6 protein-coding genes are annotated in these 13,989 nt (G+C 73.6%); all 6 read right to left on the bottom strand.

The features are described from left to right. Nucleotides 1–137 precede the first annotated feature (137 nt). The 6 genes from ACTWP9_RS31505 to ACTWP9_RS31480 all read right to left on the bottom strand — a co-directional run bounded on the left by ACTWP9_RS31505 (nucleotide 138) and on the right by ACTWP9_RS31480 (nucleotide 13,801). Nucleotides 138–5,096, bottom strand: coding sequence for a hypothetical protein (locus ACTWP9_RS31505; RefSeq protein WP_443249728.1), 4,959 nt, complete (start codon nucleotides 5,094–5,096; stop codon nucleotides 138–140). A 49-nt stretch (nucleotides 5,097–5,145) separates the two neighbouring features. After that, the gene (locus tag ACTWP9_RS31500; protein WP_443249727.1) at nucleotides 5,146–6,030 is read right to left on the bottom strand and encodes a hypothetical protein; all 885 of its coding nucleotides are present in this window, start codon (nucleotides 6,028–6,030) and stop codon (nucleotides 5,146–5,148) included. Between the two features lie 19 nt (nucleotides 6,031–6,049). Then, the gene (locus tag ACTWP9_RS31495; protein WP_443249726.1) at nucleotides 6,050–7,588 is read right to left on the bottom strand and encodes a hypothetical protein; all 1,539 of its coding nucleotides are present in this window, start codon (nucleotides 7,586–7,588) and stop codon (nucleotides 6,050–6,052) included. A 120-nt stretch (nucleotides 7,589–7,708) separates the two neighbouring features. Next, nucleotides 7,709–8,407: a GntR family transcriptional regulator gene (locus tag ACTWP9_RS31490; RefSeq protein ID WP_443249725.1), complete on the bottom strand. Its 699-nt coding sequence runs from the start codon at nucleotides 8,405–8,407 to the stop codon at nucleotides 7,709–7,711. A 138-nt stretch (nucleotides 8,408–8,545) separates the two neighbouring features. Beyond that, nucleotides 8,546–12,172: a hydantoinase B/oxoprolinase family protein gene (locus ACTWP9_RS31485; RefSeq protein WP_443249724.1), complete on the bottom strand. Its 3,627-nt coding sequence runs from the start codon at nucleotides 12,170–12,172 to the stop codon at nucleotides 8,546–8,548. A gap of 150 nt (nucleotides 12,173–12,322) precedes the next feature. Further along, nucleotides 12,323–13,801: a HEAT repeat domain-containing protein gene (locus tag ACTWP9_RS31480; RefSeq protein ID WP_443249744.1), complete on the bottom strand. Its 1,479-nt coding sequence runs from the start codon at nucleotides 13,799–13,801 to the stop codon at nucleotides 12,323–12,325. Between the last annotated feature and the right edge of the window lie 188 nt (nucleotides 13,802–13,989).

Genomic DNA, 13,989 nt, shown 5'->3' with positions numbered 1-13,989 from the left:
GCAGGTGTGGGTGCAGCGGAACGGGGTCGTCTCCGAGCCCAGCAGCGCGGCCAGACGACGTGCGCTGGCCGACCGCCATCACACGCCGCACGCCGGTGCGGAACGAGGCGCTCCGGCACCGGGCGCGACGCGCGACGTCACGAGCTCGGGGAGTGTGCCGCGTCCGGCGCGTCACCCGGCGGATGAGGGGCGGGAACGTCCGGCCGGGCATCCGGCTCCGGCGACTGCGCAGGCGGTTCGTCGCGGACACCGGACGGATTCTGCTCGGGACGGCGGAACATCCGTGTCGCGGTGATCTCGCCGTGCACAGCGGCCTCGCCCTCCTCGGCCTCCGGCTGGGGCAGGCCGGGCCGCAGATGCTCCTCCACGCTGATGTACTTCAGCCCGGCGCGCAGGTCCGCGTCGTTACGCAACCGGATCACCAGCGGGAACTCCGCCAGTGCCGTGGTGTCGAACAGGCCCGTGGTGTAGAGGAGCTGGACGCCCAGCGCGTCGGCCACGGCCCGCTGCAGCTCCAGCAGGTAGGTGGCGTTGGCCCGTCCGATGGGGTTGTCCAGGAAGAGGGTGCCGGCGTGCCGGTGCTTGTCGTGGCCCCGGTCGTTGCTGCGCAGTGCCGCCATCGTGCAGTACAGGGCGATCGCGGCGGTCAGCAGCTGGCCGCCGGAGAAGACGTCGCCCATCTGCCCGACCGGGACCCGCTCGGCGCGCAGCACGGCGTCCGGCTTGAGGATCTCCACCGAGACGCCGCGCGGCTGCAGTGCGGCATGCACCCCGCGCAGCAGCAGCGTCATCCCGTCGCGGCGCAGGTCGGAGTTCTTGCGGACGGCGGCGCGGGTGGCCTCGTCGATGACCTCGCCCAACCGCTCGGTGAGCGTGGCCTGGTCGGGGTCGTCGAAGCGGATGCGCAGGAACTCCTGGCCCGACCACTCCCCCAGCCCTTCCGGCAGCCGGGAGAGCCGCTGCGCCGAACGCAGCGTCGTCAGCGAGGACTCCACAAGGCCGCGCAGCCGGTCCACGATGCTGTCGCGGTTGCGCTCCAACTGGGCCAGCTCGTCCGTCAGTACGCGCAGCCGGGGCGCGAACGCCGCCGCCCAGGCAGCCGCGTGGTCCGGCAGCGCGGAGGCCGGCAGCTCGCGCACCTGCTGCCGTGCCGGGGTGCGGACCTGTTCGTAGCGGCTGGAGTTGGCGTGCCGTACGAGCACCTCGCACGCCTCGCGCACGGACTGCTCGGCGGCGGAGAGGTCGGCGGCGCAGCCGCGCAGTGAACGCCGCGCCTCGGCGGCTGCCTGCCGGGCCTCGGCGGGGCTGCCCGCGTACGGCTCGGGGGGCTCCTCGCCGTCCTGCTCCCCGGGCGTGGGGGCCGCCGGTTCGCGGAGCAGGTCGCGGAGGGTGGCCGCGGTCTCGTCGAAGCCGCCGGCGGCGTCCTCGGCGGCGGTGTGGGCGCGCTGGAGCGCGGCGTGGGCGTCGCGTGCTGCTTCCAGTTCGTCGCCGCGGGCCGCCAGTTCGGCGTTGGCCGTCCGCAGCAGGGTCTGGGCCTGCGCGGCGTCGGCGGGCACCAGGTCGTCCGGGAGTTCGGTGTGGCGGTCGCCGTCTCCGGGGGCCAGTCGCTCGGCCTCGCCGCGGAGCCTGCCGAGCTGTTCGCTGGCGTCGGAGTTGCGTGCCTCCAGGCGCTGGACGAGTGCTTCGGCGCGGGCTGCCGCCGCCTGACGGGAGGGGCCGTCGGCGCCGTCGGGACCTTCCAGCAGCTGGGCCGCGCGGGTGCGTACCTTGTTGCTGAGCCGGTCGAGCGCCGCCTTGGCCGCCGACTCGTCGCCCTCGGCACGGGCCTGTTCGGCGCGCAGGTCGGCACCGACGCCGACCTTCTCGTACAGCTGGGAGGCCGAGCGGTACGCCTCGCGCAGGTCCGGCAGGGAGGCGGTGCGCCGGGGGGCAGCGGCGGGTGTGTCGCCGTCGGCCGCCTGCTCCGGTTCCTCCGGGTCGTCGGACACGCCCGCGATCTCGGCGCGTTCGGCACGCAGGGTGCGGGCCGTGCGGTGGGCGTCGTCGGCCGCACGCTGGGCCGCTCGCCGGTCCTCGTCGGCCGAGCGCGCCCGCTCCAGGCACTGTTCGGCACGCTCCTGCGCGGTGGCCACGTCATCGGCAAGCTCCCGCAGCCGGGCCTGCCAGTTGGCGCGCTCCCGCAGCCGGAAGGCGAGCCCTGCCAGCGCGTCGGCGCTGCGGCGGGCGCGCTGGGCCGCTTCCTGGCGCTCGTCCCGGACCCGGGCGGTCTCGGCGGACTGCTCGTCGGCCTCGGTGCGGGTCTCGCGCACCTCGGCAAGGTGTTGCTGGGCTGCTTCCGCCGCCTCCCGGGCCTGCGCCGCGGTCTCGGCCAGCTCGGCCAGCCGGCCTTCGGGGCAGCCGCTGCGCCAGGAGGCGAGCCGGGCCGCCAGCGCCCGGTCGGCGGAGAGCCGCGCCGCCAGCGCGCGGATCTCCTCGTCCCGGGCCGCGGCGCGTTCCCGCAGCTGCCGGCGCTCGTCGTCGGCCGCGTGCTCGTCGTGCATCGCCGGGTTGGGCGGTACGAGGAAGACCCCGGACTCGCCTTCGCTGTCCGGTGCGGGCGCTGGGGCGAGCAGCGCGGCGGACGTACCGACGGCGACGGCCGAACGGGGCAACAGCGCGGCGCCCGCCAGCACTTCACGGGCGCGCGCATGGCTGTCGGGGTCGGTGATGACGACGCCGTCGACCAGTTCGGGCCGCGCTGCGAGCACCGCGGCGTGGTCGGCGGGATCCACGGCCTGGGCGAGGTAGCGCCAGCCGGGCAGCGCGGGGACACCGTGCTCGCCCAGATACTCGACGGTGGCGGTCACATCGGGGCCCGGGGGGAGCAGCCCGCCGTCGCCGAGCGCTCCCAGCATCCGCGAGTCGTCCGCAGCGGCGGTGCGCAGCTCGAACAGCTGCCGCTCGGCTGCGGCCACCCCCTCGTCCAGCAGCTCCTGGAGCGCCTCGGCGTTGCGGTCCAGCTCCTCGGCGGTGAGGGGGCCCTGGGATGTGGACGCTGCCCGGTCGGGGGCCTTACGGGGCGCCGGCCCGGCTCCGGCTTCCGGGGCGCCGCCCTGGCCCGGCACGGCGCCGGTGCGCCGGACCGGCTCGGGGTCGGCGGCCGCCCCGGAGCCCCGTACGTCGGAGGTGCTGCCCGCGCCGCGCTGGCCGGGGAGCGTGGCCCGCGTCGCTCCGGCCGGGGCCCCGTCCGCGTTGTGGGCATCCGGGCGGCCGGTGGGCAGCCCGAGCAGTTCGGCCAGGCGCTCCTCGCCGCCGAGGGCTCCGGCGGTGGCGCGCTCGGCCGAGTACGTACTTCCGGCGGCTTCGGCGGCGTCCGCGGCGCGCGCTGCGGCAAGCTCGGCGCTCGCGTGGCGGCTTGCCAGCTCGCGGGCCCGCTCGGCGCTGCGGGCTGCCGCGTCACGCGCCGATTCGAAGGCGGCGACGGCGCTCTTCTCGGCGTCACTGGCGGCCAGCGCGGCGCGTGCCGGGTCGGCGTCCGGGTCGCTGTCGTCCAGCCAGCCGGCGCGTACGGCCTGGTCCATCTCCTGCTCCACCTCGGCGAGGCGCTGGCGCAGGTGTTCGGTCTCGCTGCGGGCGCGCTGTTCCTCGGTGGCGGCGGCCGTGGCGTCCCGGTGGGCGCTCTCGCTCTCGGTCTGGAGCGTGGCGGAGCGCTCTTCCTGTTCACCGGCGATGCGTTCGCTGTCCTCCGCCGCGGCGTTGAGGGCGCGTACCAGCGCGGTGGCGGCGTGGGCGCGTGCTGCCAGTGCGGGAGCCGCGTCGCGCTCGGCCTCCTGGATGGCGGCGGCGACCCGGGCCGAGCGGTCGGCGGCCGTCCGGTGCGCGAGCACGGTCTCGGCAGCCTGCCAGGCCGAGTGCAGCGTACGGGCCTCGCTCAGCTCACGCTTCTGCGCCGCGGCCGACTTCTCGGCGGCGGCCAGCGCCAGCGAGGCATGCCGGTAGGCCAGTTCGGCGGCGATACGGGAGCCGCGGGTGCGGGCGTCCTCGGCTGCGGTGACCGACTCCCGTGCCTGCTCCAGCTGTTCAGCCAGTTCGGCGGCGCGGCCCCGCTCCTGAGTGCCGCGCGCCGTCAGCCGGTGGGCGAGGTGACGGGTGCGGCGCTCGGCACCGGCATGGATCTCCCGGGCGCGGGCGCGTGTCTCGGCGGATTCGGTGATGCGGTGCAGATGGTCGAGGGAGCCCGCCGTGAAGTCGCGTTCGGCGGTCAGCTCGGCGCGGCGGCCGAGCTTGTGCGCGAAGCCGTGTACGAGGTCGGCGAGGCCGTCGGTGTCGCGGGTGTCGGTGACGGCGCGCAGCAGCAGGTCGGTGAAGTCCGAGTCGTTCTTGACCGCGAACAGGCCCGCCGCCTCGCCTTCATCGGCGTTCATCTCGCGCTGGTAGCGGAAGAGTTCGGGGTCGAGGCCGAGCGTGGTCAGATGTTCGTTCCAGCGCTCGTGGATCTCCTCCCAGACCACGTCCAGATTGGGATACGCCTTGCCCGTCTCGGTCAGTACGTCGCGGAAGCCCTTCATGGTGCGCCGTCTGCCGCGTGCGGAGGACGCGCCTTCTGCACGGGGCCGCAGCGCCGCCGACTCGGCGACGGGGAGGGAGTCCAGGGACAGGCCGGGGCCAGGACGGAACGAATACCACGCCTCGGCGAACTTGCGCGGGTCGCCGGAGACCTGGCGGCCACGCCACTCGCTGACCTTGCCGACGACGATCGTCTCGCCGGTCCTGGTGTGCTGCCACTCCAGGGCGACATGGCCGCAGTCGTCCGCGAGCAGGAACTTGCGGAGCACGCCCGAACTGGCGCCGCCCAGGGTGTTGCGGTGCCCGGGCAGCATCACGGAGAAGATCAGCTTGAGCAGCACGGACTTGCCGCCGCCGTTCTCCAGGAAGAGCACACCCGCGGGCGCCGGGCGGTGGGGCGGGCCCTGCGGCTCCTCCTCGAAGAAGTCCGCCTGCGTGGGCGCCGGGCTGGGCACGGGCTCGCCCACTCCGCGCAGGTCCAGCACGGTGTCGGCGTAGCGCGCACCGGCGGGCCCGATGGAGTAGAGGCGGATCCGGGACAGCTCGTACATGGCGGCGGGGCTCTCGTTGGTGGTGGGCGGTGCGGGGGTTCCCGCAGGTTCAGGAGTGGAAGGGCAGTCCGGCGTCCGGCGCGAGCTCCGGATCGTCGCCGTCCGGCGGCGGCAGCAGGCTGGCCGTACCGTCCGAGACCGGGACGACGCCCAGCTCCAGCAGCTCGGCCATGGCGGCGCTGCCCGCCATGTCACGGACCTGCAGCTGGTAGCGCGCGGTGGTGCGGTAGGTGCCGCCCGCGTCGTCACCGGTGCGCTGGAGGAACCCGGAGTCGGCGAGGAAGGCGACGGCCTTGGCGATGATGCCGGTGGTGGAACCGGCGAGCCTGCGGGCGTCCTTGGTGGCGCCGGTGGCGCTGCGCCGTGCGTAGACCCGCCAGGACGCCTCCAGCCCCGGTGCGTCGGTGGCCGGGTCGGTGTTCTCGCCCTCGGCCTCGGCCCGTTCCTCCAGCTTGCGGCACGCCTGGCGGACGAACGAGTCCACACCGTTGACGGTGATGCGGCCGATGTAGCCGTCGTCGGCCAGGTCCTCGGGGCGGGGGAAGGCCATGGCGGCGCAGGCCAGATGGGCGAGGCCGTGCAGGAAGCGGTCCGTCGAGTCCGCGCCGGCCCGCCGGGCGTAGTCGCCCATACGGACCGCGAAGACGGAGTCCTCGGCGGCGGCCAGCGCCATGCCCGCGCGGGTGGAGACCTCCAGTACGACCAGGCCCAGGCCGGTGGCCACGGCGTCGGCCAGCCGCGCGAACGCCGGTTCCTCGCGGTAGCGGCGCAGCAGTTCGGTGTACTCGGCGTCCCTGGCGGGGGCGAGCTTCGGGTGCAGGCCGAACGAGACGAGGCGGGCCGCGTCGGCCGCGTCGGCGGGGGTTACCGGGTGTGCGGGGCTTCCGTTGCCGCCCCCCTCGTGCGGGTCGGGCTCCGGTGCGAAGTCATTCATCGCTGCTCCAGTTCACGCATCACGCCGCCTCCGTTCGGTCGGCCGCCATCCCGGCCGCGTCCAGCAGTGCCGTGCCCACGATGAGATCGGCTCCGCCGAATTCCGGGTCGTCCAGCGGGGTGCCGTCGTCAACGGCGAACAACAGGCGCTGCTCGCCCTGGCGATAGGCCGTGCCGACAGGCGGGCTGGCCGCATGGACGGCGAGCAGGGCGATGAGGTACGGCAGTTCGGGGTCGCGGCGTCGGGCGTCGGCCAGCAGTCCGGAGAGCCGGCGGGGCGCGTCGGGAGGGAGGTCCAAGAGCTCCATTGCGGCCGCCAGCTGCTCCTCGCTGAAGCGGCTGTCGTCGGGCGTGGCGATCAGATCGGGTTCGGGCATCTCGGCGCCCAGGTGCTCCCGGGGTGCGGGCGGGGTCAGCAGCATGTCGGTGAGGTCGCCCAGCCGTACGGCGCCCGGCGTACGCAGCCCGGTGCCCCGGGCGAAGAAGGCGTCCGTCACGCGCGCGGCCTGCTCCAGCGGCAGCGGCAGTACGGGCGCGAGAAGCTGGCCGTACAGGTCGAGTCCGGCGCGGGCGGCGGGCGGCGCGAAGGACTGGCGGTCCTGTTCGGCACGGAAGAGCGGGCCGGCCTCCAGCAGTCTGGACTGGAGCTGGGTGTGGCGGCGGATGCAGTCCTTGACGATGTCGACGAGCTCGGCGGCGCGGCGCTTGTGATCGGGGCCCCGTTCGGAGGCGGCCTCGTCGCGCGCCTTGCGGATGTTGGTGAGGATGGCGTTCTCGTGGCGGTAGCGGTCGGCGACATGGTCGAGGGCTTCGCTGATCATGTCGGGGACGGCGCTGAGCCAGTCGACGGCACGGACGTCGCGCCGGGTGGCCTCCAGGGTGCGGCGCAGCGTCTCGGCGTACTGCACCGTGCGGTAGCGGGCCTGTTCGGCGGCGAGCTGGGCGTCGGCGAGGCGGCCGCGGCTGATGAGGACCTCCAGCTTGACCTCTGCGGCGATCTGGGCGCTGGTGACGTCCGTGTCCAGCGCGCCGACCAGGACGTTGACGGCCTCGTCGGTGGTGCGCAGATAGACGCTGCCGCCCGGTCCCGGCACCTCCTCGATGAGCTTGAAGTCGTAGTCCCGCCGTACGTAGGTGCCGTCGGGGTTGAACGTGCCGTAGACGGCGCGGAAGCCGCGGTCCACGCTGCCGACATTGATCATGTTCTCCAGCACCCAGCGCGCCACCCGTTCGTGCTCGGCGGGATCACGGGTGGGGGCCTGGGCCGCGACGCGGGGCAGCAGCTTGGCGACGATCTGTTCGTGGTCGGCGCCGGTGTCGAAGTCCATCTGGAGCGTGACCAGGTCGATGGCGGCCAGCGCCAGCTCGGCCATCTCGTAGGTGCTGTACTCCCCCGCGAGGTTGGCCTTGCGGGTGTCGAGGTCGTGCAGCGGCGCCGTGCAGGCGAGCGCGCGCAGGCGGCGGGCCAGGCCCTCGTCGGCCGCGGGGCCCGGGGCCGGGGAGGGTGCGGATACACCTGTCCTGGCCGGGGTGCTCGTCGTGGTGGCGCTCTCAGTCACGACGGACACATTAAGCGGTCACACTGACAAGATCCGAAACAGCACGGTTGTCGCGATCCGGGACGGTTGCCACGGTTCGGTAGGGCCGCCGGGGACGGTATGCCGATCGCGCCCGACCGGTCAGCCTAGCTGGCGGGCGTATCCCTCGGCGAGCTGGCGCCGGGAGTCGTCGAGGTAGACGGCGAGCAGCCGCTCGGCGCCGGGCGCGTCGCCGCGCTGGAGCGTACGCAGGATCTCCTCGTTGCGCGGCAGATAGGGCTCGTGGAACCGGCGGGGGTTCTCCATCACGTGGAAGACGAGCCGGAGTTCGGCCAGCACTCCGCGCATCATTTCGTCGGTGCGCGGGCTTCCGGCCAGCTCGACGAGCCCTTGGTGGAAGTGCATGTTGGCTGTGCCCAGGTCGCGCCAGCGCTGCTCGGCCGCCGCGCGCCGCCCCGCGGCGACCGCCGCCTCCATGGCCGTCATGGCCGCCGGCGGATAGGGCGGCGCCGCCAGCTGCCGCACAGCGGCGCACTCGACCAGGCGGCGGACGCGGTAGAGGTCCTCCAGGTCCTCGACGGTGAGCTTGCGGACGAACATTCCGCGGTTGAGCTCGTGCACCAGCAGCCGCTCGTGAGTGAGCAGCCGGAACGCCTCGCGCAGGGTGTTGCGCGAGATGCCCAGCGCGTTGCCGATCTCCTCCTCCGCCAGCCGCATGCCGGGCCGGAAGCCGCCCTCGATGATCCGGGTGCGCAGGATGACCGCGACGCGCTCCGCCGTGCTGGTGCGTCCCAACAGCCCTCGGTCTTTGCTGAGTTCGTCCAGCACGTTGTCGCTCATGGCTGAAGTCAACCGCAGTTCCTCCGCAGTTCCTACGGACAGGCACCAGGCCAACTGCTGATCACTGATCTGCCGGCTCAGCAGTCCCTGGCCGCGTGAGGCGGCGCGCCGGGGAGCGACGGCGCGATACGGGGCGCGTCAGCCGGGAGGTGGCGGCGACGGCGGGGTGCCGTAGCCGCCACCGCCCGGGGTGTGCAGCACCAGGGCGTCGCCTGCGCCGAGTTCGGCCACATCGCGCCCGGCCAGTTCCGTACGGGTACCGTCCGCGCGCTCGACGACATTGCCGCCCAGCGCGCCCGGACAGCCACCCGCCATGCCGTACGGGGCAACACGCCGGTGCCCCGTCAGCAGCGCCACGGTGACCGGCTCCAGGAAGCGCAGCCGCCGCACCGCTCCGTCCCCGCCCCGCCGGCGGCCCGCGCCCCCGCTGCCCCGGCGCACATGGAAGTCCTCCACCCGCACCGGGTAGCGGAACTCCAGCACTTCCGGGTCGGTCAGCCGCGAGTTGGTCATATGGGTCTGTACCGCGTCCGCGCCGTCGAAGCCGTCCCCCGCGCCGGAGCCGCTGGCGACCGTCTCGTAGTACTGGACACGGTCGTTGCCGAAGGTGACGTTGTTCATCGTCCCCGAGCCCTCTGCCTGGACGCCGAGCGCGGCATAGAGGGCGCCGGTGACCGCCTGGGAGGTCTCCACGTTTCCCGCGACCGTTGCGGCGGGGTACTCGGGCGCCAGCATCGAGCCCTCCGGGATACGCACCTCCAGCGGCGCCAGACAGCCGCTGTTGAGCGGGATGTCGTCGGCCACCAGCGTCCGGAAGACATACAGCACCGCGGCCGTCACCACGGAGCTGGGCGCGTTGAGGTTGTCGTCCCGCTGCGGCGAGGTGCCGGTGAAGTCGAGCAGCGCCGTACGGTTCTCGCGGTCCACGGTGACGGCCAGCTGGATGACTGCGCCGCTGTCCGTCTCGTACGCACAACTGCCGTCGCCCAGCCAGGTGATGATGCGGCGTACGGACTCCTCCGCGTTGTCGCGCACGTGCCGCATGTATGCCTGTACGACATCGAGACCGAACTGGTCGGTCATCTTGAGCAGTTCCGCGATGCCCTTCTCGTTCGCGGCGATCTGGGCACGCAGATCGGCGAGGTTGGTGTCCGGGTCGCGGGAGGGGTGGCGGGCTCCGCTGAGCAGGGCGCGGGTCTCCTCCTCGCGCAGCTTCCCGTCGCGCACCAGCAGCCAGGCGTCGAACAGCACGCCCTCCTCCTCGACGGTGCGGCTGAAGGCGGGCATCGAGCCGGGGGTGAGGCCGCCGATCTCGGCGTGGTGGCCCCGCGAGGCGACCAGGAAGAGCAGCCGACGGCCCGCCGTCTCCCCGCCGCCCTCCTGGTCGAAGACCGGCGTCACCACGGTGATGTCCGGCAGGTGGGTGCCGCCGTGGTACGGGTCGTTGACGGCGTAGACATCGCCCGGACGCAGCTGTCCCGCAGTGCGCCGCAGCACCTCCTTGATGGAGTCGCCCATCGAGCCCAGATGCACGGGGATGTGCGGGGCGTTGGCGATGAGATTGCCCTCGGGGTCGAAGAGCGCACAGGAGAAGTCGAGCCGCTCCTTGATGTTGACGGAGTGCGCCGTGTTCTCCAGGCGGACGCCCATCTGCTCGGCGATCGCCATGAAGAGGTTGTTGAAGACCTCCAGCCGCACCGGGTCGACCTCGGTGCCCGCCGCGGACACCGCCTTCCGCGCCTGCTCCCGGGTCAGCAGCAGATGTCCGTGCGGATCGGCCCCGGCAGCCCAGCCCGGGTCCACCACGGTGGTGGCGTCCGCCTCCACGACGACGGCCGGCCCGGTCACCCGCTGCCCCGGACGCAGCTCCTCCCGCCGGTACAGCGGAGTGTCCTGCCACCCCCCGCCCGTGAACATCCGCACCTTGTCGTGGGGTTCCGGACTGCCCTCGCCCGGCTCGGGAGTGACCGGGTGCGCGCTGACGGGTCCCGCCGTGCCGGTTGCCTCCGCGACGGCGGTCGCGACCACCAGCGGCTTGTCCATGGCGAAGCCGTAGCGCGCCCGGTGCTCGGCGGTGAAGTCCTCCGCCATCCGGTCCGCTCCGCCCAGCGGGACGGTCAGCGTGGCGTCCGTCCCGGCGTACCGCAGCTGGAGCCGGGCGGTCGTCCTGATCGCCTCGTCCGGAATGCCGTCGGCCAGCAGTTCCTCCCGGGTCTGCCGCTCCAGCCGGGCGCACAGGTCGCGCACCTCGGCCAGCCGCTCCTCGGTCAGCTCCCCCTCGACGGACTGCTCCCGCAGCGCGGTGGCGTCCGCCACGCCGATCCCGTACGCGGACAGCACCCCGGCAAGCGGCGGTACGACCACCGTGCGGATGCCCAACTCGTCGGCGACCGCGCAGGCGTGCTGACCGCCGGCGCCGCCGAAGCTCGCCAGTGCGTAGCGGGTGACATCGTGGCCGCGCTGCACGGAGATCTTCTTGACGGCGTTCGCCATGTTGAGTACGGCGATCTCCAGGAACCCGGCCGCGACCTGCTCGGCGGTGCGCCCGTCGCCGGTCTCCTCGGCGATCCGGGTGAAGCCCGCCCGGACCGTCTCGGGGTCCAGCGGCTGGTCGCCCTGCGGGCCGAAGACGGCGGGGAAGTGCGCGGGCTGGATCCGGCCCAGCATCACATTGGCATCGGTGACGGTCAGCGGGCCGCCACGCCGGTAGCAGGCAGGCCCGGGGACCGCGCCCGCCGAGTCGGGGCCCACGCGATAGCGGGCACCGTCGAAGTGCAGCACCGAGCCGCCGCCCGCCGCCACGGTGTGGATGTCCATCATGGGCGCCCGCATCCGCACGCCCGCCACCTGTGTGCCGAACACCCGCTCAAGGGCCCCTGCGTAGTGCGACACATCGGTGGACGTACCGCCCATGTCGAACCCGATGACCCGCTCGTGTCCCACCTCGGCGCAGCTGCGGGCCATTCCGACGACACCGCCGGCCGGTCCGGAGAGCACCGCGTCCTTGCCCCTGAAGTGCCCGGCCTCGCGCAGACCACCGTTCGACTGCATGAACATCAGCCGGACGCCGCTCAGTTCGCGCGCCACCTCCTCGACGTAGCGGCGCAGCACGGGCGACAGATAGGCGTCCACGACGGTGGTGTCTCCGCGCGACACCAGTTTGATCAGCGGGCTGACCTCGTGCGAGCAGCTCACCTGCGCGAACCCCGCCTCGCGCGCGAGACGGGCGACCTCGCGCTCGTGCGCGGGATGCCGGTAGGCGTGCAGCAGGACGACGGCAACGCTGCGGAAGCCTGCGCGACGTGCCTTGTGCAGCTCGCGCGCTGCGGCCTCCCGGTCGAGCGGCTCGACGACGGTGCCGTCGACGCCCATCCGCTCCGGGAGCTCCACGACGCGGTCGTACAGCGCCTCGGGCAGCACGATGTGCCGGTCGAAGATGCGGGGCCGGTTCTGGTACGCGATGGTGAGGGCGTCCCGGAAGCCCCGGGTGGTGACCAGGACGGTCGGCTCGCCCTTGCGCTCCAGGAGGGCGTTGGTGGCGACGGTGGTGCCCATCTTGACGGCGTCGATCCGGTCGGCCGGGACGGGCTCCCCGGGCGGCACCTCCAGCAGTCTGCGGATCCCGGCGACCGCGGCGTCCTGGTCGGGCAGCGCCGGATCGTGGGACAGCACCTTCGCACTGACGAGCGTGCCATCGGGCCGCCGCCCGATCACATCCGTGAACGTCCCGCCCCGATCGACCCAGAACTCCCACCGACCAGCCACTCTCCAATGGTGCCTTCGGCAGGCCCCACCGCAAGATGAAGCCTGCACCGAGAACCGTCGGCTCAACGGCGGCGAGCGTCAGACGGGCGGGGTCCAGACGGGCGGGGTCAAGACGGACGGGTCCAGACGGCCGGCGTCAGGCGGACGGCGTCAGGCAGGCGGAGTCAGGCGGCCGCGGATGGCGGTCTGGACGCCGGCCTCCTCGGCCGGATCCGCGGCGAGCCGCCGAAGGCGCTCCACCACGCGCGCGTCACCCGTCACGGCGTACTCCGCGGCGACCTGGCGGGTGGACTCCTCGCAGTCCCACAGGCACTCGATGGCGAACCCGGCGGGGAAGGACGGATCGGTGGCGGCGAGCGAACGTGCGGTGCGCCCGCGCAGCTGGGAAGAGGCGGTCTCACGGTAGATGTGCCGTAGCACCGGCGCCGCACAGCTGATGGACAGCCGCCCGGCTCCGTCCACGAGCGGCCACAGCGCGGCGCTGTCGGGGCCCTCCAGGCGGATGGTGCGGCGCAGGGCCGCGAGAACGGCGTCGGCGTCCTGCTCGCCACCCCGGCAGGCGAGCATCTCGGCGGCGACGGCCGCCAGCCCCGGCGGCAGAGCTCCCTCGGGCGCTGCGGCCCAGCGCCTGGCCCGCTCCAGCGCGGCCAGTGACCGCATACGGGCGAAGGAGGAGAGCGCGGCGCGGGCGACGATTTCCGCGGGGTCGGCAGCGGCCACTTCGACGAGATCCAGCACATCGGGATCGTTGTGATCGACGAGGTGGCGCAGGGCCGCAACCCGCGCGGCCTCATGCGGGCCGCGGGCGGCGGCCAGCAGCAGCGGCCGGTCCTCGGGCCCGGCGACGGCGGACAGGCAGCGGGCCGCGGGTGCCTCACGGTGCTGGCGGGGGCGCTGTTCGTATCCGTCCTGGGCCCATTCGAGGATCTCGCGCACGCTCCAGCCGGGCCGGGGTCCGGGTGTCCGCAGCTGGCGCTGCCAGCGGTCGAAGGAGCGGCACTCCTGGACGCGCCGCAGCCGGTCGGCCTGCCCGGGGTGTGCGGAGTCCTCCGCCCACAGCCGCCAGGGGCGCGGCTCGAAGGCGTCCCGCGCGGCTTCGGCGAGCTCGGCGTCGCCCTCGGGCGTCTTGGGGAAGCGGGCCAGGATGGCGGGGCCCAGCGGGCGCAGCCCGGCGTCGTCGTCCCGGACGGCGAGCTCGTCCAGGGCCCACTGCCAGTTGGTGCCGGTGGTGGCATAGCGGCGCAGCAGCCACAGCGGAGGGTTCTCCTGCCAGCTGTCACCCTGCGCCGCGGCGTAGGAGGCGAGGTGGCCGAGGACGGAGAGCGCCAGCCCGGTGCGGACCTCGGCCTCCTCGGGGGTGCACAGCAGGTCGGCGGGGTCGAAGAGGTGTGCGGCGATGTCGTCGAGCCCGGCGTCCAGCTCCCTGTGCAGACGGGCGTAGTACAGGGAGCGGTGTTCGACCTGCCAGTCGCGCCTGGGGTCGTGCAGGACGCAGTGCCGCAGCGCGCTGAGCGCTTCGGCGCGCGGCGCCGCAAGGGCATGCAGCGTCCCGTCGCCGCGGCCCCTCTGGAGGAGGCCGAGCAGCGTGCCACTGGGCGCTATGTCTGAATCGACGGAATCGACGAACATAAGAGTCAGCATCCGGTGCGGGGTATTCGGCTGGCAACGGGATTTCCGTTGCCCGGCATTCTTGCCGGTGACCGCGGTTCTACTCCTGCGTTTTACCTTTCGGAGCGAGTGCCCGGTCAAGAACCGGAGCCTACCCGGAAGCAAACATTCCGCCGCACCCGGCGACCCCAGGGGCGTATGCCGACGAC

Origin of the sequence: Streptomyces sp. 3N207 (assembly GCF_052246355.1) — a bacterium.
Taxonomy (GTDB): domain Bacteria; phylum Actinomycetota; class Actinomycetes; order Streptomycetales; family Streptomycetaceae; genus Streptomyces.
Note: the sequence above shows the minus strand (reverse complement) of the source record. Positions and strands in the feature narration are given on the sequence as shown.